Annotated in this window: 23 protein-coding genes; 15 read left to right on the top strand and 8 right to left on the bottom strand. The window is 56.0% G+C overall.

Annotation, left to right across the window (positions count from 1 at the left end; genetic code table 11):
• Positions 1-16 precede the first annotated feature (16 nt).
• The 3 genes from hslU to FD37_RS12760 all read left to right on the top strand — a co-directional run bounded on the left by hslU (position 17) and on the right by FD37_RS12760 (position 2,713).
• Positions 17-1,426: an ATP-dependent protease ATPase subunit HslU gene (gene hslU, locus FD37_RS03515; protein WP_045807818.1), complete on the top strand. Its 1,410-nt coding sequence runs from the start codon at positions 17-19 to the stop codon at positions 1,424-1,426.
• Between the two features lie 67 nt (positions 1,427-1,493).
• Positions 1,494-2,369 (top strand): aldose 1-epimerase family protein, encoded by an 876-nt coding sequence (locus FD37_RS03510; RefSeq protein WP_056963490.1) that lies wholly within the window; start codon positions 1,494-1,496, stop codon positions 2,367-2,369.
• A gap of 194 nt (positions 2,370-2,563) precedes the next feature.
• Positions 2,564-2,713, top strand: a complete 150-nt coding sequence (locus FD37_RS12760) for a hypothetical protein (RefSeq protein WP_156153341.1) — start codon at positions 2,564-2,566, stop codon at positions 2,711-2,713.
• Positions 2,714-2,745: 32 nt separating this feature from the next.
• On the opposite strand, the gene plsY is transcribed toward FD37_RS12760, so the two are convergent.
• Positions 2,746-3,372 (bottom strand): glycerol-3-phosphate 1-O-acyltransferase PlsY, encoded by a 627-nt coding sequence (gene plsY / locus FD37_RS03505; protein ID WP_045807816.1) that lies wholly within the window; start codon positions 3,370-3,372, stop codon positions 2,746-2,748.
• A 256-nt stretch (positions 3,373-3,628) separates the two neighbouring features.
• Here plsY and parE point away from each other — a divergent pair, with 256 nt between their 5' ends.
• From parE to FD37_RS03480, 5 genes are all read left to right on the top strand, one after another.
• Positions 3,629-5,602 carry a DNA topoisomerase IV subunit B gene (gene parE, locus FD37_RS03500; protein WP_045807815.1) on the top strand — a complete coding sequence of 658 codons (1,974 nt, stop codon included), beginning with the start codon at positions 3,629-3,631 and terminating at the stop codon, positions 5,600-5,602.
• A gap of 74 nt (positions 5,603-5,676) precedes the next feature.
• Positions 5,677-8,079: a DNA topoisomerase IV subunit A gene (parC, locus tag FD37_RS03495; RefSeq protein ID WP_056963520.1), complete on the top strand. Its 2,403-nt coding sequence runs from the start codon at positions 5,677-5,679 to the stop codon at positions 8,077-8,079.
• Positions 8,080-8,222: 143 nt separating this feature from the next.
• Positions 8,223-9,182: a LysR family transcriptional regulator gene (locus FD37_RS03490; RefSeq protein WP_045807814.1), complete on the top strand. Its 960-nt coding sequence runs from the start codon at positions 8,223-8,225 to the stop codon at positions 9,180-9,182.
• A 35-nt stretch (positions 9,183-9,217) separates the two neighbouring features.
• Positions 9,218-10,147 (top strand): manganese-dependent inorganic pyrophosphatase, encoded by a 930-nt coding sequence (locus tag FD37_RS03485; protein WP_045807813.1) that lies wholly within the window; start codon positions 9,218-9,220, stop codon positions 10,145-10,147.
• A 151-nt stretch (positions 10,148-10,298) separates the two neighbouring features.
• Positions 10,299-10,874: a matrixin family metalloprotease gene (locus FD37_RS03480; protein WP_045807812.1), complete on the top strand. Its 576-nt coding sequence runs from the start codon at positions 10,299-10,301 to the stop codon at positions 10,872-10,874.
• Positions 10,875-10,947: 73 nt separating this feature from the next.
• Here FD37_RS03480 and FD37_RS03475 read toward each other — a convergent pair whose 3' ends face one another.
• From FD37_RS03475 to FD37_RS03460, 4 genes are read right to left on the bottom strand one after another with little or no spacing between them, the layout of a single operon-like run.
• Positions 10,948-11,613: a chloramphenicol acetyltransferase gene (locus FD37_RS03475; protein ID WP_056963488.1), complete on the bottom strand. Its 666-nt coding sequence runs from the start codon at positions 11,611-11,613 to the stop codon at positions 10,948-10,950.
• Positions 11,606-12,004 (bottom strand): GIY-YIG nuclease family protein, encoded by a 399-nt coding sequence (locus FD37_RS03470; protein WP_056963486.1) that lies wholly within the window; start codon positions 12,002-12,004, stop codon positions 11,606-11,608. The genes FD37_RS03475 and FD37_RS03470 overlap by 8 nt, the downstream gene beginning before the upstream one ends.
• A 4-nt stretch (positions 12,005-12,008) precedes the next feature.
• Positions 12,009-12,248 (bottom strand): DUF2087 domain-containing protein, encoded by a 240-nt coding sequence (locus FD37_RS03465; protein WP_056963484.1) that lies wholly within the window; start codon positions 12,246-12,248, stop codon positions 12,009-12,011.
• A 4-nt stretch (positions 12,249-12,252) separates the two neighbouring features.
• Positions 12,253-12,990, bottom strand: a complete 738-nt coding sequence (locus tag FD37_RS03460; RefSeq protein WP_056963483.1) for a DUF2087 domain-containing protein — start codon at positions 12,988-12,990, stop codon at positions 12,253-12,255.
• 243 nt (positions 12,991-13,233) lie between these two features.
• Between FD37_RS03460 and msrB the strand changes: the two genes are divergently transcribed.
• The 4 genes from msrB to FD37_RS03440 all read left to right on the top strand — a co-directional run bounded on the left by msrB (position 13,234) and on the right by FD37_RS03440 (position 15,221).
• Positions 13,234-13,692 (top strand): peptide-methionine (R)-S-oxide reductase MsrB, encoded by a 459-nt coding sequence (gene msrB, locus FD37_RS03455; protein ID WP_045807807.1) that lies wholly within the window; start codon positions 13,234-13,236, stop codon positions 13,690-13,692.
• Positions 13,685-14,209, top strand: a complete 525-nt coding sequence (msrA, locus tag FD37_RS03450) for a peptide-methionine (S)-S-oxide reductase MsrA (protein WP_056963481.1) — start codon at positions 13,685-13,687, stop codon at positions 14,207-14,209. Before msrB ends, msrA begins: the two co-directional genes overlap by 8 nt.
• A gap of 41 nt (positions 14,210-14,250) precedes the next feature.
• On the top strand, positions 14,251-14,682 hold the full coding sequence (locus tag FD37_RS03445; protein WP_056963479.1) for an NUDIX domain-containing protein: 432 nt from the start codon (positions 14,251-14,253) through the stop codon (positions 14,680-14,682).
• Between the two features lie 86 nt (positions 14,683-14,768).
• The gene (locus FD37_RS03440; RefSeq protein WP_056963476.1) at positions 14,769-15,221 is read left to right on the top strand and encodes an NUDIX domain-containing protein; all 453 of its coding nucleotides are present in this window, start codon (positions 14,769-14,771) and stop codon (positions 15,219-15,221) included.
• A 73-nt stretch (positions 15,222-15,294) separates the two neighbouring features.
• Here the strand turns inward: FD37_RS03440 and FD37_RS03435 are convergent, their stop codons facing one another.
• Entirely contained in the window at positions 15,295-16,140 is an 846-nt protein-coding gene (locus FD37_RS03435) for a CAP domain-containing protein (RefSeq protein ID WP_056963474.1), read from the bottom strand.
• A gap of 1,603 nt (positions 16,141-17,743) precedes the next feature.
• A complete protein-coding gene (locus tag FD37_RS03430; protein ID WP_056963472.1) occupies positions 17,744-18,331 on the bottom strand; it encodes a TetR/AcrR family transcriptional regulator in 588 nt (195 codons plus the stop codon).
• 142 nt (positions 18,332-18,473) lie between these two features.
• Between FD37_RS03430 and FD37_RS03425 the strand changes: the two genes are divergently transcribed.
• Positions 18,474-19,955, top strand: coding sequence for a DHA2 family efflux MFS transporter permease subunit (locus tag FD37_RS03425; protein WP_056963470.1), 1,482 nt, complete (start codon positions 18,474-18,476; stop codon positions 19,953-19,955).
• A 1-nt stretch (position 19,956) separates the two neighbouring features.
• The gene (locus tag FD37_RS13215) at positions 19,957-20,535 is read left to right on the top strand and encodes a DUF4811 domain-containing protein (RefSeq protein WP_056963468.1); all 579 of its coding nucleotides are present in this window, start codon (positions 19,957-19,959) and stop codon (positions 20,533-20,535) included.
• A gap of 138 nt (positions 20,536-20,673) precedes the next feature.
• On the opposite strand, the gene FD37_RS03415 is transcribed toward FD37_RS13215, so the two are convergent.
• The gene (locus FD37_RS03415; RefSeq protein WP_056963466.1) at positions 20,674-21,675 is read right to left on the bottom strand and encodes an NADP-dependent oxidoreductase; all 1,002 of its coding nucleotides are present in this window, start codon (positions 21,673-21,675) and stop codon (positions 20,674-20,676) included.
• A gap of 116 nt (positions 21,676-21,791) precedes the next feature.
• Here FD37_RS03415 and FD37_RS03410 point away from each other — a divergent pair, with 116 nt between their 5' ends.
• Positions 21,792-22,334 (top strand): TetR/AcrR family transcriptional regulator, encoded by a 543-nt coding sequence (locus tag FD37_RS03410; RefSeq protein WP_056963464.1) that lies wholly within the window; start codon positions 21,792-21,794, stop codon positions 22,332-22,334.
• Positions 22,335-22,419: the final 85 nt, after the last annotated feature.

Genomic DNA, 22,419 nt, shown 5'->3' with positions numbered 1-22,419 from the left:
ACGGGGGAATTCTATCGTGGATGCGATTAACAAAACACCAAAAGAAATCGTCAGCCTGCTGAACCAGTACGTGATCGGCCAAGACGATGCCAAAAAGGCGATCGCGATTGCTTTACGGAACCGGTACCGGCGGATGCAGCTGGACCCGGCGATGCAAGAAGAGATCTCGCCGAAGAACATGTTGATGATCGGACCGACCGGGGTCGGGAAAACGGAAATTGCGCGGCGGTTAGCCAAGATCGTCCACGCGCCGTTCACCAAGGTCGAGGCCAGCAAGTTCACTGAGGTCGGGTACGTCGGCCGGGACGTCGAGTCCATGGTGCGTGACCTGGTCGAGGTCGCCGTGACCATGGAAAAGCACGACCAGTTCAAGAACGTGCGGGCCGATGCCACCCAGGCGGCCAACAAGCGGTTGGTCAAGCTGATGGCGCCCGCTAAGAAAAAGGAGAACAATGGCAACGAATTTGCCAACATGATGAACATGTTCTCCCAGATGCAAAACGGGCAGACGCCCACCGCGCCCAAGCAAGACGAGGAAGTCACGGACGACATTCGTAACGAACGGCTCTCCTTAACGGAACAGCTGAATAAGGGCCTGCTGGAAAACCACATGGTGGAGATCGAGATGGACGACCCGCAACAGGCCAACGCGACTGACAACAACATGTTGGGCCAGATGGGCATCGACCTGAGCGATACACTGGGGTCCATCATGCCGAAGAAGCGGATCAAGCGGACCGTCACGGTCGCCGAAGCCCGGGAGATCCTAATCGCCGAGGAATCCGAGAAGTTGGTCAACAACGCCGATATCAACCATGACGCCATCCAACGGGCCGAAAACACCGGGATCATCTTCCTGGACGAAATCGATAAGATTGCCAAGGGCAGTAGCCAAAATAGCGGGGATGTCTCCCGTGAAGGGGTCCAACGGGACATCTTGCCAATCGTTGAAGGGACGCAGGTCAAGACCAAGTACGGCAACATCAACACCGACCACATCCTCTTCATCGCGGCCGGGGCCTTCGCCGAATCCAAGCCCAGCGACCTGATCGCCGAATTGCAGGGACGTTTCCCGATTCGCGTCGAACTGAACGACCTTAGCAAGCAGGACTTCGTGCGGATCCTGACCGAACCCAACAACGCGCTGGTCAAGCAGTACATCGCGTTGATTGGCACGGACAACATCAAGGTCACCTTCACTATGGAGGCCATCGAGCGCATTGCCGAACTGGCCTTCGAATTGAACCACGAGAACCAAAACATCGGGGCACGGCGGTTGCAGACCGTGCTCGAAAAGCTTCTGGAAGACCTGTTATACGAAGGGCCGGACATGGGCGGCGGTGACGTCACCATTACCGAGAATTACGTCAACGACAAGATTGGCGATATCGTGGAGAACAAGGATCTCTCCCGGTACATTCTGTAAGCACAGATCAAGGGGCGTGGGTCGTGTGACCGCGCCCTTTTACATAGAGCGAAAGGGAGTTTAAAACATGGTTACGCTAAAAAATGACTATCTGACGGTCACCATCAATCCACTGGGGGCGGAACTGACCAGTGTGCGGGATAACGCCAGCCACCTCGAGTACATGTGGTCCGCCGATAAGGCCTTCTGGGGGCGGCACGCCCCGTTTCTCTTCCCCATCGTGGGGCGGTTACAGGATAACCAGTACCAGGTCAACGGGCAGACCTACCAGATGACCCAGCACGGGTTCGCCCGGGACCGGGTCTTTACCGTTGCGGAACAGGGGGCAACGGCCGTGACGTTCCAATTACGGGCCGATGAGGTCAGCCGGGAGAAGTATCCGTTCGACTTCGACCTGACCATCACCTACACGCTGACGGACCACGAACTCCGAGTCGCGGCTCAGATCACCAACGAAAACGACCAACGGATGCCGTTTTCCTTCGGCGCCCACCCCGGGTTCAACCTGCCCTTCGGCGGGGCCCCGGCGGACTTTACCGATTACCAGGTCACGGTGGCGCCCAAGCGCGTCTACCAGCGCGTCCCGTTGGTGGGGCCGTACAGTGACACGCAACACGCCGTCCCACTAGACCTGACCCACCCGCTGGCGTTGACCCACGATCTGTTCGCCCACGACGCCCAGGTCTTGACGCTGGACGACCGGGAGACCACGGTCATGGTCAGCACGCCCAACGACGACCACGGTATCGCCCTGACGGTGGCGGCGCCGTATCTGGGCATCTGGTCACCGTACCCCAAGCAGGCGCCGTTCGTGTGCCTGGAGCCTTGGTGGGGCCTGGCCGATGACGTGCAGGCCACGGGGGACCTGGAGACCAAGGTGGCCATCCAGCACCTCGACCCGCACGCCAGCTTTAACGCCGGGTATCAGATCACGTATTTCTAACCAGCAAGAGGAAAAAGGCGGTTAGCCTTTTTTCCACGTTTCGACACCAGATAGTCGAAAAACGAGCCTGAGACCTCTGTCCCAGACTCGTTTTGTTTTTCTAATGGATCGTGGGGGACAAGGGACCTGACTTGCGTTTGGGGCCCGGGCGTTCTATGATGGAAGAACGCTTTTGACGAAAGGAGGCTTCACCGATGACGCAACCCACGCAGAAGAACAATCACCAGCCGCTCAGTCAAGAGCAGCTCGACCGGGTCGCCAAGATCGCCAAGTGGATGCAAACGCTCAACGACCAGCAAGTCACCGACCTGCTGCACCTCAAGCCCACCAAAAAAGAAGATTGAGACGCCCACGGGACGTGTCAATCTTCTTTTCGTTAGGAGCGATGCTGTTTGCGCCGGTAGCCCCGCCCGAACGGGACCATGGATTCGGTGCCCTGCCGGATGCGCTGGATGTTGGTCCGGTGCCGGTAGAACACGAAGACCGTCAGGACCAGGGCAATGCCGGTCAGGTACGGGTCTTGGAAAAATAGGGAGATGATGGTGATCAGGGTAAAGGCGATCATGCTGGCCAGACTCACCATGCTGGTCCAGTAGATCAGGCCGACCCACAGGCTCGCGGCGATGACGAACATGATCGGGTTATAGGCCAGCAGCATCCCCGCCGAGGTCGCCACGGCCTTGCCACCCTTGAAGTGGTCAAACACGGAGACCGTGTGGCCCAAAATGGCGAAGAGCCCGAAGAGTAACGGGGTCGCGCTGCCCAGGACCGTGGTCACGTGCCCCCAGGTCGGCAGTAACGTGGCGACGGTCCCCTTGGCGATGTCGAGGACCATGACGGCACTCCCCGCGTAGGGTCCCAGGACCCTGTAGGTGTTGGTGGTCCCGATATTGCCGGACCCCGCCTGGCGAATGTCGGTCTGAAAGAACAGTTTGCCGACCCAGACGCCGTTGGGAATGGCCCCCAAGAGATAGGCTAAGATAAGTAAGCCAATGATTTTCACAACACATTCCTCCGCTCTTGTCTGTGACGGCCCGTGAAAATCGCCGTCAAATAAGCTGCTCTATATTTTAGCATGTTTTCCCGGGAACGCCAATTATCCCGGGTGAACTGGTTTTTTTTGAGTTTCCTGTGGTATGATTATGAGGTTATGGATACCTCTAGCGGGGCTTTTAGTCGCTTCTATTGAACATATGTTCGCATAGGCGTAAACTAAGGGGTATCGTTCAATGAGATTAAACAGTAAAGGAGATTTACGCATGGCGAAAGCAAAACCGAAGTATGACGACTCTTCCATTCAAGTGTTGGAAGGGTTGGAAGCTGTTCGTAAACGTCCGGGGATGTATATCGGGTCGACCGACAGCCGGGGGTTACACCACTTGGTCTACGAAATTGTCGATAACGCCGTGGATGAAGCGTTAGCGGGTTATGGAAAGGAGATCAACGTCACCATCCATCCCGATAACAGTATCACCGTAGTCGACCACGGTCGGGGGATGCCCGTGGGGATGCACGCGTCCGGGATTCCGACGCCGGAAGTCATCCTGACCGTGCTGCATGCCGGTGGGAAATTTGGTCAGGGCGGCTATAAAACGTCCGGGGGCCTGCACGGGGTCGGCGCATCCGTCGTCAACGCCCTGTCGAGCTCACTGACCGTGACCATCGTCCGGGATGGCGTGCGGTACCAGGAGAAGTTCGCCCACGGGGGCAAGCCCCAAGGGACCCTGAATAAGTTGGGTAACACGCGGGCCCATAACGGAACGACCATCACCTTTAAGCCCGACAGCAGCATCTTTACCACGACGGTCTATAACTTTGGGACCCTGGCCGAACGGTTACGGGAATCTGCCTTCCTGTTAAAGGGCGTGAAGATCACCCTGACCGATGAACGTAAGGGTCAGGAACGCGCCGAAGAGTATCACTTTAAGGATGGTATCAAGGAGTTCGTCAGTTATCTGAACGAAGACAAGGACACCCTGGGCGACATCCTCTACTTCGACGGCAAGAAGGACGGCATCGAGGTCGAGGTCGCTGCCCAATACAACGACGGCTACACCGAAAACCTGTTGTCGTTCGTCAACAACGTCCGGACTAAGGACGGTGGGACCCACGAAGCCGGGTTGCGCAGCGGGTGGACCAAGGCGTTCAACGAGTACGCCCGGAAGGTGGGCCTGTTGAAGGAACGGGACAAGAATCTGGAAGGCTCCGATATCCGGGAAGGCTTGTCGGCCGTGATCTCGCTGCGGGTGCCCGAGAACCTGCTTCAATTTGAGGGGCAGACCAAGGAAAAGCTGGGAACGCCCGAGGCCCGGACCATCGTGGACGGGGTCGTAGCGGAACAGCTGACCTACTTCCTGATGGAAAACGGGGACTTCGGTAAGATGCTGATCCGCAAGGCGACCCAGGCCAGAAGTGCCCGGGAAGCCGCCCGCAAGGCCCGGGATGAGAGCCGCAACGGCAAGAAGCATAAGCGCCACGAACGGTTATTGTCCGGGAAGCTGACGCCCGCTCAGTCCAAGAACGCCGCGAAGAACGAGCTGTTCTTGGTCGAAGGGGATTCCGCCGGGGGCTCGGCTAAGCAGGGGCGGAACCGGAAGTTCCAGGCCATCCTGCCGTTACGGGGGAAGGTCCTGAACACCGAAAAGGCCAAGCTGCCGGACATCATGAAGAACGAAGAGATCAGTACCATGATCTACACGATTGGCGCCGGCGTGGGGGCCGATTTTGACATCGACTCCGCGAACTACGACAAGATCATCATCATGACCGATGCCGATGATGATGGGGCCCACATCCAGATCCTGCTGCTGACCTTCTTCTACAAGTACATGCGGCCGATGATCGACGCCGGTCGGGTCTACATCGCCCTGCCGCCACTGTACCGCATCAAGACCAACGGTAAAAAGGCCACCATCGACTACGCCTGGACCAACGACGAGCTGGTCGCCAAGACCAAGCACATCAAGAACCGTGGCTACACGCTTCAACGGTTCAAGGGGCTGGGGGAGATGGACGCCGAACAGCTCTGGGAGACCACCATGGATCCCGATAAGCGGACGCTGATCAGAGTCCAGATCGACGACGCGGCCCTGGCCGAACGGCGGGTCACGACGTTGATGGGCGACAAGGTCGAACCCCGGCGGAAGTGGATCGAGAATAACGTCCAGTTCACGCTGGAGGATGACGACCAGGACTTCTTAACCGGTGAGGCCACCAAGACCTCCGGGAAGTAAAGCAAAACGGTGAAAGGAGTTATGAACTCGTGAGTGAAGGACAAAAGATTCAAGAACTAACGTTGGAAGAGGTCATGGGGGATCGCTTCGGTCGCTACTCCAAATCCATCATTCAAGAACGGGCCTTACCCGACATTCGTGACGGGCTAAAGCCGGTTCAACGGCGGATTCTGTTCGCCATGAACAAGGACGGCAACACCTACGATAAGGGGTTTCGGAAGTCGGCGAAGTCCGTCGGAAACGTCATGGGGAATTTTCACCCCCACGGTGACAGTTCCATCTACGAAGCGCTGACCCGGATGAGTCAGGACTGGAAGGTCCGTGAACCCCTGGTCGAGATGCACGGGAACAATGGCTCCATGGACGGGGACCCGGCGGCCGCCATGCGGTACACCGAGGCCCGGCTGAGCAAGCTGGCGGGTGAGATGCTGGCCGATATCGATAAGGACACCGTCGACATGGTCTTGAACTTCGATGATACGGAGTACGAGCCCACGGTCTTACCGGCTCGCTTCCCGAACCTGCTGGTCAACGGCTCGACCGGGATCTCGGCCGGGTACGCCACGGAGATCCCGCCGCACAACCTGGGCGAGACCATCGACGCGGCCGTTTACCTGCTGAGTCACCCGCAGGCGACCTTGGCGGACCTGATGGGCTTCGTTCAGGGTCCCGATTTTCCTACGGGGGGGATCATCCAGGGGAAAGACGGCATCGTCAAGGCCTACGAGACGGGTCGCGGTCGCATCGTGGTCCGCTCCCGCACGGCCATCGAACCGCTGCGGGGCAATAAGAGCCAGATCACGGTCACCGAGATCCCGTACGAGGTCAACAAGGCCCAACTGGTCAAGAAGATCGACGAGATTCGGCTGAACAAGAAGGTCGAGGGCCTGGCCGAGGTGCGTGACGAGACCGACCGGGACGGCCTGCGCATCGCCATCGAACTCAAACGGGACGCGGACGCCCAGGGGATCCTGAACTACCTGTTCAAGAACACGGAGTTACAGGTCACCTATAACTTCAACATGGTCGCCATCAACCACCAGCGGCCGGAACACGTCGGTTTGAAGACCATCTTACAGGCCTACCTGGACCACCGGCGCAACGTCATCACCCGCCGGACCCAGTACGACCTGCAGAAGGCCCTGGACCGGCAGCACATCGTGATGGGGCTGATCAAGGCCCTGTCCATCCTGGACCAGGTCATCAAGACCATCCGGGCCAGCAAGAACCGCAAGGACGCCCGGGATAATCTGGTGGCGGCCTACGACTTCTCGGAAAAGCAGGCCGACGCCATCGTGGCCTTACAACTGTACCGGTTGACCAATACCGACGTCACCCAATTACAGGATGAGGCCGCTAAGCTGGCCGCTGCTATCGAAGAGGACCACAAGATCTTGGCGGAGCCTAAGGAACTGAACGCCGTGATGCGGCGGGAGCTCAAGGCCATGGCCAAGGAATACCGGAATCCGCGACGGACGGAGATTGAAGACCAGATTCAAGACCTGAAGATCAAGACCGAGGTCACCGTCGCCGACGAAGAGGTCATCGTCCTCGTCAGCCACGACGGCTACCTGAAGCGCTCCGGCGTGCGGTCCTACACGGCGTCCGACCCGAACGACAACGGGTTAAAGGACGAGGATTACCCGATCTTCTTGAAGCAGCTCAGCACCCTGGATCACCTGATGATGTTCACCAGTAAGGGGAACCTGATCTACCGACCGGTTCACGAGATCAGTGACGTGAAGTGGAAGGAGACCGGGGAGCACATCTCCCAGACCATTGGGTTGGCCAGTGATGAGGAAATCGTGGCGACCTACGCCTTCAAGACGCTGAAGGAACCGGGGCACTTCCTGATTGCCACCAGCGATGGTTACATCAAGCAGACGGCCTTCAGCGACCTGACACCGGGCCGGACCTACAAACGTCGGGCGGCCACGTTCGAGAAACTCAAGCATCCCGATGCCCGGGTCGTCGCGGTCCGTTACCTGACCGAACCCGTTGACGCTGGCATCCTCCTGATTTCTAAGAACGGGTACGCACTACGCTACGCCATCGACGAGGTCTCCGTGAACGGGGCCCGGACGACCGGGGTCCGCTCAATGGACCTGCGGGACGATGACGAGGTCGTCAACCTGGCCCTCGTGACCGACAAAGACACCATCGGACTGGTGACCCAACGGGGGGCCTTCAAACGCCTCGCCATGAAGGAACTGTCCGTGACGAGTCGGGCGCGGCGCGGGGTCATCGTCTTGCGGGAGCTTAAGCGCGAACCACACCGGGTCGTCGACTTCCTGGTCATTCCGCACGACAACCCGGCCCTGGAGGTCATCACCAGCCGGGAACGGACCCACGACATCTTGCCGACGGAGCATCCCCTGAGCGGGCGGTACTCCAACGGCTCCTTCGTGGTCGATACAGACGTTGAAGGAATTCCGACTCAGTTGCGGCTCAAGCCAACCGAATTGGTTCTGAACTAACGCCGTTTATTAATGATTTTATAAGCGGAATTAATTGCGCTTTCAGGGTAAACAGCCTATCATATAGATTAATGGTAACCATTAGGCCAGCTCGTAATTGGGGGATGTTCCCCGTTGACGGGCGGTCATAAGGAGCAAACGCAATGAAGACGAAACAGGAAAGCATCTTTTCTTCAAAGACGCTGACGTACTTTTTACAGTTAGCTGAAACCATGAACTATACGCAGGCGGCCCAGATTCTGGGGATCACCCAACCGGCGCTGACGCAACAGATCAAGAAGCTGGAGCGGACGGTGGGCGCCCCCCTGTTTTACTCGGTGGGTAAGAAGCTCCGGCTGTCCGACGCGGGGTACACCATGTTGGATGCCACCCATAAGATCTACGGGATCTTGAATCAGGCGACCGACGAGATTCAGCAGGCGACCAGTGCGACTCAGGGGGAGATCAACATTGGGTTGTTGGCTTCCATTGAGGATGCGGTCTTCGAGGACTTCGCCATTCTGTCCTACCAGAACAACCCCGACATCAAGATTTCCTTCCACATGTTGACGCGGAAGGAAATCTGGGAGCAGCTCGAAAACAATCGGATCGATCTGGCCATCATGTACCTGCCGGATGATTCGATCAAGAATTGGAAGCCGTACGAGTCCAAGAAGATCATCACCGACGACCTGTTGTTCATCCACCACGATGAGCAGCTTGCCAAGAAACGCCGGATCAAGTTCAAGGACACCACGGCCAACGATTGGGCGCTGTATCCCGATGGGTATTACCTGAACCAGGCCCTGCATGAAGCCTACAAGAACCAGCTAGCGGACTTCCCGAAGGGCGTGGCGAACTTCACGACGCCGACCCAGCTGTTGCACTTCTCGATGCAAACGCAGGTCTCCACGGCGTTGCCGAACTCGTTTATGGTGGGTCAAGACGACCTGCCGAATACTTGGACGGCCCACTTCGATCCCAACATTCGCTGTGACCTCGCCTTTGTGTTCCGCAAGGGCAAGGCGGAAATTCCGCGGATCAGCCATTTTCTGGCCCAGTTCGACCGGTACTTGCATACCGACGACTACATCTCGCGGCTTAAACAATTGCGTAACAAGTAAGTTTTAAAAAACTAGTTGTTAAAGGAGTTTTACCAATGAGTAAAGTATTGATTTTCGGTCACCAAAACCCCGACACCGACGCCATCGTCGCTGCCAAGGCCTTCGCCTACTTCCAAAGCCAAAAGGGTGTCGACGCTGAGGCCGTGGCCTTGGGCGAACCCAACATGGAAACCAACTTTGTCTTGAACCACTTCGACGAACCGGCTCCCCGGGTCGTTAAGACGGTGGCCAACGAGACCGACCACGTGATGTTGGTCGACCACAACGAAGCCCAACAAAGTGTCGCTGACCGGGACCAGGTCACCATCGATGCCGTGATCGATCACCACAAGATCGGCAACTTCGAAACGGCCGCACCCCTGTTCTACCGGGCCGAACCCGTCGGCTGTACCAGTACCATCTTGACGGAAATGTTCAACGAAGCCAAGATCGAGATCCCTGCGAAGTTGGCGGGCTTGATGTTATCCGCCATCATTTCCGACACGTTACTGCTGAAGTCCCCAACCACGACCGATGTTGACCGCGAAGCCGTGCGGGAATTAGCGGAAATCGCCGACATCGACGTGCAAAGCTACGGGGTCGCGATGCTGAAGGCCGGCACCAACTTGGCCGCTAAGAGCGACAAGGAACTGATCGACGGCGACGCCAAGTCCTTCGACATGGCGGGCAAGAGCGTGCGCATTGGTCAGATCAACACGGTTGACCTGAGCGAAGTCATCGACCGCCAAGCGGGCTTGGAAAAGGAAATGGCTGCCGAAAACGCGGCGGACGGCTACGACCTGTTCCTGACGTTAGCCACCAACGTTTTGACCAGCGATTCCGAACTGATCGTGACCGGCGATAGCCAGGACGTGGTCGAAAAGGCCTTTAACGTGAAGTTGGCCAACAACCGCGCCAGCTTGCCAGGGGTCGTTTCCCGGAAGAAGCAAGTGGTGCCACCATTGACCGACGCTTTCGAAGGCTAACCGCAGTCCTTTAACTTAATTAACGCACCGAAAGTCTTCACCACCCTGATGGGGTCGGTGGAGGCTTTTTTCGTCGGCTGTGGCGCGGGGGTGCTACAATGATGGCGATGGTAGCCACTGGAGGCCTCCCCGGTAACAAGGGGGAGTTGCCATGCGACGAAGAGTCTGGGTACATCAAGCATTGGTTTGTGTGTTAACGTTGGGGATTTTCTGCAGTCAAGCGGTGACGGGGACCGCGGCGGCTGCTTCGATGACGCCGTTTGGGCCCCAACGGTTCGCCCACGCGCATGCGACCTACGCCATCACGACGAAGTCCACGTACTACCGGCAGATCTGGCAAAAGGCGATTCGGGCCTGGAACGCGACCGGTGTCTTTAAGTTCAAGCTCGGGCACGCGCAAAGTGCGCAGATCGACCTGTCGACCGATACGGCGAAGCAGGCCGCGGCGATGGGCGATGACGTGGGCATGACGAATTACTGGGCTCGGCACAATGAGTTTATCGCCGAGGTTTGCTCGCTGAACCCGTCTTTGATGAAGGAATACGATTACTCGCGGTCGGATGCGACCCACGTGGCCGAGCACGAACTGGGCCACGCCATGGGGTTGAACCATAACCCCTCGAAGCACAGCGTCATGTATTACCGGAATCGCTCGGAAGGGATTCAAAAGGTAGACATTGCCGGGGTCAAGCAGCGGTATACGACTCCCGCCGGCGAGACCAGCTAAACGCGATTTTAAGGTGAAGACGACAAGCCCCTCACGGAAATCAGCGAAGACTTCCGTGAGGGGCTTGTTTGCGTTAACTCAGGTAAACGTCCGGTTGCGTAAAGGCGGCTTGCAGGTCGTTGAACAGGGCACTCACGTGATACCCGTCGGCAACGGCATGGTGGATGGTGATTGATAACGGGAGTTGCCAGGCGCCCTGGGCGTCCTGGGCGAACTTACCCGCCTGGAAGATGGGAAAGAACGTGTTCAGGGACGTCAGGGGCAGGGGCGTGTAGTTGGTGAAGTGGACCCACGGCAGGCTGCCAATCGTGAACAGGTTTGGTGACAGCGGTGGTTTGGGCATCAGCTGCGCTTGGTCCCCATACTGGGCCAGGTCGTCTTGGTAGCGTTGATGAAAGACGGTGAAGTCGGGGTCGTAGGCCGTCCAGAGGTTGGCCATGGTGTGGTCGGCGTGTAAGACCGTGTAGGAGGGATGTAACACGTCGAAGGTCCCCAGCTGGTCGTTCAACCGACCGATGCGCATTTCGGGATGCTGGGTCAGGATCCGGCTGACCAGGTAGAGGTAGCTGGCGTTGAAGGACACGTGGTGGGCCCGGGTCCATTGCAGGATCGCGGTGATGTCGAGGTCGACCGTCAGTGAGAAGCCGGTCGGCATCAGCTTGGTAAAGTAGTAAAAGACCTCGCGCCGCGGCCAGGTCGTCTGGTCGATCGGGGTAAAGGTGCGGTCGATGTCAGTCATGGGCCACCTCCGAGTCGGGCTGGTCATAGTCCCAGCGCCGGGGCCGGTGATTATAGCCCCGGTCCCCAAAGGGCGTGAGCCGCCGGAGCCACTTGTCTTGTAACGTCTTTAAGGTCTGCCGCATGTTCACAACGTCGGCCGCGTCCGCCTTCCACAGGACCGTGTAGGTAAAGGCCGCGGCACCGTCTTTCAGCCAGTCGGCCTGGAGCGGCGTTCCGTGGTAGAAATTCTGGTTGAGGTTGAGCTGGTAATACCCCCAGCGGTTATGAAGGTTCGCAACGGTATCGATGAAGATCTTATGATTGCGCGTGTTTTCGATTTGAATGACCCCGTAGTAGGTCGGGGCAAACTTATAGGCCGCCTTGAGGCGTTGTTTTTGTTGGGAATTCATGGTCTTAGGCCGTCCTTTCGGGAGTACGCCAGTAGGCCGTGCCATCGGCGGTCCGGGCGAGAAATTGGTAATCGATGAGTTCACGCCGTAACAGGGCGTAATCAGCGTAGATGGGACGCAGGTAAGCGTTGATCTCGGGCTCGGTGAAGCGTCGGTCGGCCGGGATGGTCTGGCTCACGCGTTCGAGCGTTTGGCGCAGCCGCTGTTGTTTCTTGGGTAAACGGGTCAGGTGTAAGGGAGGCATGGTGTTAAACGTCCTTTCGTTCTTGTGTGGGAACGGTCCGCCAATAAGCGGTCCCGTCCGGGGTGCGTTGCAAAAAGTGGTATTCGATCAAGAAGCGGCGCACCATCGTATAATCGAAGTAGATGGGGCGCAGGTAGGCGTTGATCTCGGGTTCGGTAAAGTGGTGGTTCAGGGGGATCTCCGCGATGATGCGGGTCAGGATCACGATGACCGCCTTTTGTTTCTTGGGCCAGCGAATCAGGGTCGGCGGCTCCGTGGTAAAGTCGAAGTACCGTTGAAGGGTCTTGGCGGCCTCGTCCTCGGTGATCAGCCACCGGTCATCGGGGTCCTGGGGATGCTGGGGCACGTCCAACAGACGTTCGTGCGGGTCCTCCTGGGCAAAGGCCGCCTGGTAGGTTGCAAGATACAACTTGGCCTGCTTGGCCTTCTCCCGGAAGGTGAACTTTTGGTGACGAATGGTGGCGGCACTGACGCCGGTCTGATTCGCCAGGTCACGGTCCTTGATACCGGTGGCAAAGGCGGTCAGCAGGCCTTGCTGCTTAGCCGTCAGGGTGTTATACCGGCTGTCCAGGTGAATCAGGGCCTGCAGGGCCCCGCCGTGAACGGTTTGAATGTGCTGGGCCATGACCGCGGGCGCCGTTTCCCGGGGCCACTGAGTGTCACAGTAGTTACACTGAATGGCCGTGGCCGTCTGCGACCACCCGCGCTTGAGGTCCGTTAAGGTTAGCTGATTAAGATCCATGGATGCATCCTCCTTCGACTCAATGGCCCTAGTTTAAAGACGTTTATCGAATCTGTCAACAAAATGTTTATCATAATCGTCAACAAATAATCCTGCCAGCCCCGATAACCCCCCGTAGACCGCCGTTTGCCAGAGAAAAACTTTTTCGGAAAAAGTGAGCCACTTGCTTGCCATCCCGGCCGAATTCAGTAGAATAGTAATTGTAGCAAAACAATTGTGTACAATTGATTAGGAGGGGTTTGCATGAGTCAATCAGAATCACAAGAAGACCTCAAGCAGCGGTTAACGCCCGAGGAATTTGCCGTCACCCAGCACGCGGCGACCGAACCGGCCTTTACCGGCCAGTATGATCAATTTTTTGAACCCGGCATCTACGTCGACGTGGTCAGTGGCAAGCCACTCTTTAGTTCGACGGATAAGTACGACTCCGGCTGTGGCTGGCCGGCCTTTAGCCAACCCATCGATCCCGCTAGCGTGGTCGAACACACGGACCAGTCGTTCGGCATGGTCCGGCAGGAGGTGCTGAGCAAGGACGCCCAGTCGCACCTGGGGCACGTCTTTACCGATGGTCCCCGTGACCGTGGTGGCTTGCGCTACTGCATCAACTCGGCTGCGCTCAAGTTTATTCCCTTGGCGGACCTCGATGCGGCCGGTTACGGGGAATTCAAGGCCCTGGTCCAGGGGGGTGACGCCCATGCCTAAGACGGAGACCGCCATCTTTGCTGGCGGCTGTTTCTGGTGCATGGTCCAGCCCTTCGACACGCAACCGGGAATCGTCTCGGTCGTGTCGGGCTATACCGGGGGGCACACGGTCAACCCGACCTACGCCGAGGTCGCGAGCCATACCACGGGGCACACCGAGGCCGTCCAGATCACCTTCGATCCGGCCGTCATCAGCTACGCCCAATTAGTCGAGATCTATTGGCACCAAACGGATCCGACCGACGCCGGCGGCCAGTTCCAGGACCGGGGCGACAGTTACCGCCCGGTCATTTACGTGAACGGGCCCGAGCAACGGCGCATCGCGACCACCTCGAAGGACCGGTTAGCGGCGAGTGGCCAGTTTGACGCGCCCATCGTGACGCAAATTGAGGACGCCCAACCGTTTTACCCGGCGGAAGAGGCGCACCAGGACTTCTACCGGCGCAATCCCTTCCGCTATCAAATCGAAGAAATGGGCGGACGCAGTGCCTTTATTGCGCAGCACTGGTCAGATTAACCGGCGTTTGCTATACTCGGAGCCAAGGATGGTGAAGAGAAATGGGTTACGTCACACGGTTACGACAAACGGTGGGGTCTCAGCCCCTGGTCGTGGTGGGAGCAGCGGCCGTTGTCTTACGGGCCGGACAGTTACTATTGGTCCATCGGCGAGACAATCACCTGTGGGGGTTGCCCGCGGGCTCTAAAGAACTCAACGAATCAGTCGCGACGACGGCAATCCGGGAGCTGCAAGAAGAGACCGGCTTAGCGGGGACCCAGCCCAAGCTGGTCACGGTCGTCAGCGGTGCGGGGATGCAGTATACGTACCCCAACGGTGACCAGATCGATTCCGTGACCGTGGTGTATCGATTACGCGCTACGGGGACGCCGCAGGGCAGTTCGGAGACCCAGGAGAGTCGGTTCTTCGATCTAGACGCGCTCCCAAGGGACCTGACCCCGATTACCCAACGAATTTTGCAGCATTTGACATGATAAATTTATGGAATGGTCACTACCCAGCTAGTGGCCATTTTTGACCGAATAACGACCGAGCTGGTGAATAAAAGGGGGAAAGCGTCATGGGATATGTGACACGGTTACGGGAAACGGTCGGCAATCGGCCCCTCGTGGTCGTCGAAGGAGCGGCCGTGGTGGTTGACCGGCAGCAGCGCATCCTGTTGGTCCGCCGTGACCAGCATACCTGGGGGTTACCGGCCGGTTCCAAGGAGCTCAACGAGTCGGTAATGGAAACGGCCGTCCGGGAGCTGTACGAGGAGACCAACCTGGTCGGCAACCGACCGGAACTGTTGGCGGTGGTCAGTGGCCAGGGGATGCAGTGCCAGTATGCCAACGGGGACCAGGTCGATGCCGTGACCGTGGTTTTCCGGATGGGCCGGGTCCACGCGCACGTCTTCGCCGATAGTCATCCGTTAGAGCACCAGTTCTTTCGTTTGAAGCGCTTGCCGGGGACGTTGACGCCCTTAACCCAAGAGGTTTTACGCCTGGTCGACCTCTCGATCCAGGCCCGCTGAAACGCTAAAAGGCACCGAAATCCCTGAATACGGGGGATTGCGGTGCCTTTTATGGTATGGGGATGTGCCAAGATTACGCGCGCCCCGTGTTGATGGCGCCGTAAACGTACTCGGAACCGGGCTTTTGGGTGGCACCGATGCCGATGGTGGTCGTGGTGGCGTCTAACAGGATGTCGCGGTGGCCCCAGTCGGAGTCGGCATCGTCGTAGATATAGCTGTAGATGTTCTTATCGGCAACGTTTTGGTTCGGATTGGCCTGATCGTCGTCCAGATAATCCATGGAGATGCACTCACCGTAAAGGCCGGGAACGCCTTGCTGGGCAAACAGGTCGGCGGCAATGAAGTCGCTGGTCGCGTCACTGTGGTCAAAGTTCGTCAGCAGTTGTTGTGAGCGCTGCTGGGCGATCTGGTCGTAGCGGCTGTCTTCCGTTAAGGGGGCTAGGTGGCGTTGGGCCCGCTCGGCGTTCAGGTCCTTGAGAAATTCGGCCCGGTACGCGCTGACCGTCAGTGTGGCGGCCGGCTTGGGAGCCGTGGCCTGGGTGCGCTTAGCGGTCTTCTTGGCCGCGTGCAAATAGCCGTACCAGACGTAGCCTTTGACCTTGCCGTTGGTGGAGACGATGTAATTGTAACGGGCCTTCTTACCGTTAGCTTTCTTGAGGCTGTACTGGGTCCCGGTCAGGTAGGTCAGCTTGCGGTACTTGGCCTGGCTGAGCTGCGCCCGTTTCTTGGTGAGCGTTGTGCTGGCGTAGAGGGTGCCTTTGGTTACCTTGACCCGGGTCCGGGGGTACCAGTTGCGCTGTGAATAAACCGTTGCGGCGCGATGATGCTTGGTGGTGGCTTGCGCGGTGGTTCCGGCACCGACGGCCGTGAACGCGAGCGCACATAACGTGACGAATTGGAATAGTCGTTTGGACGACATGTCATCGATCTCCTTAGTGAATGCTGAATTGGTGGTTAATTGACTTAACCATTTCAAATTTCATTATAGGAGCCTCATAAGGCCGTGTCTGTGGCCGAATCCTGGGAGTTGAGCAAATTTAAGGCTAAATTAGTGTGTCGTTAATGGAATATCTAACTTGGATAAGTTGGTGATGACGGAGCTGATCAACCGATGGTGGCAACCCGTGTATCAGATTCGCCATGGATAAACCGCCAACGAAAACTGGCTAATGACCGCTGGGTATGCTGACGTGTGTGGCTGACGGATGAGTGTCGCATGACTGGGACTAAAAAATTGACGACGAGTTGGTCGGCAGTTGTTAAACGTGGGTAGTTGGCCGGTAACTTAACGGAATGCTGAAAAGATGATCAGCGGCAGAAATGCAGCAGCTTACGGGGGGCTTTTTTGTTGAATGGCCTACTTTCGATAATATATATTATGTAAAGTAGAAAAAGAAAGTTTATTTGGGCCACATTTAGGGCCGGCCCTCTTCTTAATATAGCGTGCATTTTTTTATTTTAGAGTGACGTTGCTGATGCTGACTTTTCTTCAGGACACACAGCTTACGTCCGACGGAAATTTTCTGACGGACGGATACTCAGCCGCAACGGCAAACCGACCACTAAGGCTAAACGTGTCAGCAACTCACCGACTGGACGTATGCGGCCTGACTAATGGCAAAGTTGCCAAAATCCTAGGCGTTGCTGAGCACATTTAGACGTAGAACTACCCATCGAACGTGCGAACGTGTCGTCAGAATCAACGTCCATTTGGGTGAATCGACTAGTCATTATGACCGCTTGAATTGGTTACGTGTTTGGCCGGCCAATTGGCTGACTAGCTGCTGGACGCGGCTGATTGGTTAGTGACGAAGCGCGTGTGTTCATGCTGACGTTTGCTGCCGGCATATGACCGCGTGCTAGCACGCCGCGTAACGCTCAGTAAGTTAGTACCAAGACAATTGCTGAGCGTTATCAGATCGATAGCCTGTTGGTGGCAGCAGCCGTATAAATAAATGACTTGCTGGCGTCTAAAACACGCCACTAAGACGGTTAAATTACCAATAATGGTGCTTTGATTACGGCATTGTCGTTGATTATTTCTGTTTTTGAGATAGTTGGTGGACCAAGTCTCATTCAATAATTGAGGTCGCCTGTAAAAAAGATAGAAAATGTTCGAAGACTACTTTCATTAAAATGTGGATTTTAAAGATACTAGTATCGAAAAATAGACAGGAGCTTTGTTTGAAAAAATAGTCCGAGGAAAGTAACTTGCATTGGGGACATGCAACGAGTCCCTTGAATCATATTTTTTATGAGTGTGAACTACCTGATGTCCATTTTTTCGTCATGGTCACAGACGTTACCAACCTCCCCCAATCATTTTCGTCACCCTTGCATATCCCCCGCCCTTTTTATGCCCTTGTGAGAGGAACGTCCCTCAGACAAACAGCGTGGAGCCCCCTATTTTTACGCGAGAGGATTGTGACAACGTAAGCGGTTGGTTCCCAATGATACAGAAATAGCGCCCCCTACCGTCAGCCAGTCGGCCTGGCCCCCCTTGGCTAACCGGACGGCTAGTTCTAAACTTCGTGATGTGATCGATGTAATGATGTGACAAAGCCCCTGCAATAGATGTCATTCAACTGTTGGGCCAACTCCTCCGTGGATAGTGAGCGCGATGGCGACGTTTGATAACGAATCGTCTGAATGAAGAGATTGGCTAAGTATTGCTCAATTAGTGCCGTTCCGGCTGTTTTCTTGACCGTTGGTTCAGTTGATTCGTAGAAAATCGTGGAAAATAGTTTCGTCAGTTTGACCTCAAACAGACGGTCACCGTTGGGGCCCAACAGAATTGCCATTCGCGAGGCCATCGTTGGCTGATCAAAGACCGTTAATAGCTCCGTTAGTTGAGCAACGGTCACCCCAGCGCGTTCGTTCAAGTCAGTCACCTGACGATAGTGTCTTTGAATGTCAGCAATTACTTGATCTTCAATGGTCCCCAGTAAGGCATATTTATCATCATAGTAACGGTAGAAACTGCTGCGGTCGTAATGCATGGCCTCGGTCACGTCGCGAACGGTAATGGTTTCAAACTTTTTAACCGCCAACAATTGCAATAGTGCCGTCTCAAACTGATTTTTGGTTGCCGCTTGTTTTTTCGAGTACATGATAGCCTCCTGTTTTCCTAATTTTACAACAAAATCCGTCATTGTGTTGTAAATACAACGGGATGATGGATTTTGTTGTAGCAATGCCGTTACGAGACGGGTAGCCTCAAGGGTAATTAATCCATTGAGGAGGTCATGACCCGTGTCACAGGATATTCATGGAAAAACGTATCACGCAACAGTCATTCTTATAATCACGTTGACGACCACTTTTGCTGGATCACTCATGCAGACAACGATGGCGACTGCCATGCCAGCTCTCATGAAGGCCTTCCAGATTAGCTTCAGTACCGCTCAACAGGCTACCACCTGGTTTCTATTGGTTAATGGTGCGGTTGTTCCGCTTTCGGCGTATTTAGCGATTAAATTTCCGACCAAGTGGCTCTTACTGGGGTTGGATGTGCTCTTATTGGCAGGGATGCTGATTTCTTACGCCGCACCGTCCGCCACCAATGGCTGGTGGCTCTTCATTGCTGGGAGAATCATGGCCGCAGCCGCTTTTGGCATTCTGCTGCCCCTGATGCAGACGATTATTGCGACCATTTTTCCGCCCAAACAGATGGCGGTCGCTATGGGACTTTCGGGACTTGTGGTGGGCTTGGCTCCCGCCTTAGGTCCCATTCTCTCGGGGTGGATTTTGAGTCGTAATCACCGGCTTTTCGGGTTACTCATCAGTCATTCCTGGCGTAATATTTTCTTAGTCCCGATTATTTTGGTCGCCTGCATGTTGATTCTCGCCATTTTCCAGATGAAGGACGTGCTGCCGAATCGAGCAGTCCCGCGTGATTTCACCTCATTGAGCTTATCCCTAGTTGGTTTTTCGAGCCTTCTGCTGGGTCTCACTAATGTGGCCACGGTCGGGTGGTGGAACATCCCCGCGGTCCTCGTCCCCGGAATCAGCGGTCTGCTCCTGATCTGCGTCTTTATTCACCGCCAGCTTCGGCTGGACATCCCCTTTCTAAATGTTCGAGTTTTCTTGAACAAGGCGTTTACGCTCCCGACCGTTTTGGTGGTTCTGGTCATGATGGCCATGTACGGCGTTGAAATGATGTTACCGACGTATCTTCAAAACATCTTGGGCTTAACGCCCTTCCAGTCTGGTCTGACGTTACTAGGTGGTGCCCTATTTATGGGCGGGCTTTCTCCCGTTTCCGGATTTTTGTTTAATCGGGTGGGCGTTCGCCGGTTAGCCCTCTTCGGCTTTAGTCTGTTAACGTTGGGGACCCTGCCCTTTGCGTTTATCACGACCACGACTTCCGCGAGACTCATTGGCATCATTTACGCACTCCGCCTCATCGGCATTGCCTTGGTCATGATGCCGCTAACGATCAGTGCGATGAATGCTTTTCCCCAATCAATGGCTGCCCACGCCAGCACCGCCAACAATATGGCCCGTCAGTTAGGGGCCTCTGTCGCCGTGGCATTGTTATCTTCCGTGACACAGAACATCATCAGTCAGCACATGCCCACCGGTCAGTTGAAGGTAACGAATCCAGTGGCCTACGCTGGTCAAACCCTCGCGGCGTCGATGGCTGGGTTTAGGGTGTCCTTTTGCATTGGGTTGGTTTTTGCGGTCGTCGGACTAGGGGTTGCGTGGTTTCTAAAGCCTAAGGGGGAGAACTAATATGCTGATTGTTTTGATCATCGGGCTGACTGGGTTGACGTTTATGGCCTGGTTCCTGATTCGCTCGCCAAAATTACGAAAGATAACCGGAACGGTCACGCTACTCTTGCTGGCCAGTTGCATCGGGGGACTATCCGCTAACTTAGCTGTTCATTGGGGGATGTCCCCCCGAACCACTGTCCAGACGACCCACCGGATTTATTCGGCGGGCCCATCGACCATACCGAATAATCTGATCATCGTTCGGCGTTTGGGGACTCGGGCTCAGAATTACGTGCTCATTTACCGCACAACGGCGACTCAATCCCAACCGCGGCCACACTTTGTTCCTGACCGCAAGCAACTGGCAACGGCAACAAAGAAGCGCGCAACTTTTCGCCGTCAAGCGGTTCACCGTCCCAGCGTGACCACTACCCGGCGAGAATGGGTGTTTAAGTCGGCCTTCTATGCCCGGCTCCTTACCTTCGACCACAATGATCATCAACTAATTAGTGAACGGACAACCGTCACGGTACCACTGTCTTGGCGCGTCTTGACGACTCAGGAAGCCCGTCGAGTGCTCCGCCAGACAGCGCATTAAAGAAGAAAGCGGGTCCCAACAAAACCTTGCCACGTCAATGACGGGTGAGGTCTTGTTGGGACCCACTTTTGTTTTAGAACTGATGGATTATCCGGTCATCGCAACGTCTAGTAGCCCGGCGCTGCTTTCTGCGTGCCGTTAAAATTCAATTAAGACCTTCCCCTTAGGGTGCCCGGTCGTCACCAGGTCTAGTGCCTGGTTCACCTCACCCAGTGTGAAGAAATGGGGGTCAATGGCCGGTTCGAGGTGGGTCTGAGTGACCAGCTTGGTGACCTCGGCCAATTGGGCGCCACTACTTTTCACGAACAGGAAACGGTAAGCCACGTGGTGTTGCCGAGCCTGCTGGTCCACCTTTCGCCCGACCAGAGAAAACGCAAGCGTCTGCCACCACGAAAAACCGTTCCGTTGCGCAAACTCCCGGTTCGGTCCCGTCTTGAGGGACAGCAACGTGCCCCCTGGCTTCAAGACGGCCAGTTCGTGTGGTAACTCTTTCGGGCCTAACGTGTCCAGAACGTAGTCGACCGGCGCTAATCGGTCCCAGTAGTTTTCGGTACGGTAATCAAAGTACTGGTCTGCGCCTAACCGCAAGGCCCCCGCTTGGCCCCGCTGGTTACCACTGACCGCCACGGTAAGCCCAAGCTGTTTAGCCATGGGGATGGCTAATTGCCCCAGTGACCCGGAGCCGCCGGGAATCATCAGCCGTTGTCCCGGTTGGGGCTTGAGGATGTCGTGAAAGGCCTGGTAGGCGGTTAAACCGGTCAACGGAACGGCCGCCGCGTGGGCAAAATCTAACTGACTGGGCATCCCCGCGAGTTCGGCTTGATCGATGGTCAGATACTCGGCAAACGCCCCAATCTTCGCCAGGGGCATCCGGGCGTAAACCGCATCGTTGGGTTTAAACGCAGTCACGTTGGCGCCAACGGCTTCAACGATTCCCGAAAATTCGTTGCCCATGGTTAATGGGAAGCGATACCCCTGGAGTACCCGCACACTACCGGTGCCGATGAGCGCCTCTAGCGGATTAACGGCCGCGTACTTGACCCGGACCAGGACTTCGTTGGGCTGGGGCACGGGCTTCGGAATATCCCGTACTTTGAGTTGAAAATTCTTGTCGTACTTGTCTAACTGCGCTGCTTGCATCTCGGCACCCCGCTTATGATCAATTTAGTTGCTTTTACGTTGGCCTTACTCTAAACTAAAAAGTAACAAAAATCAAATAAAGTTACTTTTATCTAGAAAGAAGCAGGTGCTTAACGATGGCCAAAACCTCTAAACAACAAATCATAGCCGCGGCCGAGGCCCTTATTCTCGCGCAGGACAATACTGAAATCTCACTGACCCAACTTAGTACCAAGCTAGGGATCACCCACGGCGCTTTGTACAAGCACTTCCCCAATAAACAGGCACTCTGGACGGCAGTCGCGGCGGCGTGGTTCCAGGAAGAAATTCTTAACCGTCTCAGCATCCCCCAACGGGGCTCCCGTCAGGAACGGTTACACGCCTGGCTGTGGGCCTTCGTCAACGCCAAAAAGGCCGCCTATAATTCCGATTCCAAGATGTTTACCCTGAATACCACCTATATCGACCAAAATCCGGCCGCCCTCAGCCAGGTCTTGCAGGGCGCCTATGCACAAATGAACGAGATCCTGGGCCTGCCAGCAGAAGACTACGACCACGCCGAGATGATTCTCGCCACGTTTGCCATTTTTACGTTGCCTAACTTTAAAAGCTCTTGGAACGATGCCGAATATACCGACCGGTTTGAAGCCATTTGGAATCTGATCAAGGGTGGCGTCTAACTAACTTGCGCAGGCGGACCACTAGCAGGCCTTGATTAGATCTTAAAACGTTAGGGTAAGTGTTAGACGATGTTGGCAGCATCCC

It is taken from the genome of Levilactobacillus spicheri DSM 15429 (genome assembly GCF_001435095.1).
Classification (GTDB): domain Bacteria; phylum Bacillota; class Bacilli; order Lactobacillales; family Lactobacillaceae; genus Levilactobacillus; species Levilactobacillus spicheri.
Note: the sequence above shows the minus strand (reverse complement) of the source record. Positions and strands in the feature narration are given on the sequence as shown.

Bases quoted from the DNA above. Each gene is read 5' to 3' on its own strand.
- parE (WP_045807815.1), top strand. From the start codon at position 3,629: ATGGCGAAAGCAAAACCGAAGTATGACGACTCTTCCATTCAAGTGTTG.
- FD37_RS13215 (WP_056963468.1), top strand. From the start codon at position 19,957: ATGCTGATTGTTTTGATCATCGGGCTGACTGGGTTGACGTTTATGGCC.
- FD37_RS03485 (WP_045807813.1), top strand. From the start codon at position 9,218: ATGAGTAAAGTATTGATTTTCGGTCACCAAAACCCCGACACCGACGCC.
- msrB (WP_045807807.1), top strand. From the start codon at position 13,234: ATGAGTCAATCAGAATCACAAGAAGACCTCAAGCAGCGGTTAACGCCC.
- msrA (WP_056963481.1), top strand. From the start codon at position 13,685: ATGCCTAAGACGGAGACCGCCATCTTTGCTGGCGGCTGTTTCTGGTGC.
- FD37_RS12760 (WP_156153341.1), top strand. From the start codon at position 2,564: ATGACGCAACCCACGCAGAAGAACAATCACCAGCCGCTCAGTCAAGAG.
- FD37_RS03460 (WP_056963483.1), bottom strand. From the start codon at position 12,990: ATGGATCTTAATCAGCTAACCTTAACGGACCTCAAGCGCGGGTGGTCG.
- FD37_RS03445 (WP_056963479.1), top strand. From the start codon at position 14,251: ATGGGTTACGTCACACGGTTACGACAAACGGTGGGGTCTCAGCCCCTG.
- parC (WP_056963520.1), top strand. From the start codon at position 5,677: ATGGGGGATCGCTTCGGTCGCTACTCCAAATCCATCATTCAAGAACGG.
- FD37_RS03440 (WP_056963476.1), top strand. From the start codon at position 14,769: ATGGGATATGTGACACGGTTACGGGAAACGGTCGGCAATCGGCCCCTC.
- FD37_RS03470 (WP_056963486.1), bottom strand. From the start codon at position 12,004: ATGAATTCCCAACAAAAACAACGCCTCAAGGCGGCCTATAAGTTTGCC.
- FD37_RS03475 (WP_056963488.1), bottom strand. From the start codon at position 11,613: ATGACTGACATCGACCGCACCTTTACCCCGATCGACCAGACGACCTGG.
- FD37_RS03435 (WP_056963474.1), bottom strand. From the start codon at position 16,140: ATGTCGTCCAAACGACTATTCCAATTCGTCACGTTATGTGCGCTCGCG.
- FD37_RS03430 (WP_056963472.1), bottom strand. From the start codon at position 18,331: ATGTACTCGAAAAAACAAGCGGCAACCAAAAATCAGTTTGAGACGGCA.
- FD37_RS03415 (WP_056963466.1), bottom strand. From the start codon at position 21,675: ATGCAAGCAGCGCAGTTAGACAAGTACGACAAGAATTTTCAACTCAAA.
- FD37_RS03480 (WP_045807812.1), top strand. From the start codon at position 10,299: ATGCGACGAAGAGTCTGGGTACATCAAGCATTGGTTTGTGTGTTAACG.
- FD37_RS03510 (WP_056963490.1), top strand. From the start codon at position 1,494: ATGGTTACGCTAAAAAATGACTATCTGACGGTCACCATCAATCCACTG.
- FD37_RS03465 (WP_056963484.1), bottom strand. From the start codon at position 12,248: ATGCCTCCCTTACACCTGACCCGTTTACCCAAGAAACAACAGCGGCTG.
- FD37_RS03410 (WP_056963464.1), top strand. From the start codon at position 21,792: ATGGCCAAAACCTCTAAACAACAAATCATAGCCGCGGCCGAGGCCCTT.
- FD37_RS03490 (WP_045807814.1), top strand. From the start codon at position 8,223: ATGAAGACGAAACAGGAAAGCATCTTTTCTTCAAAGACGCTGACGTAC.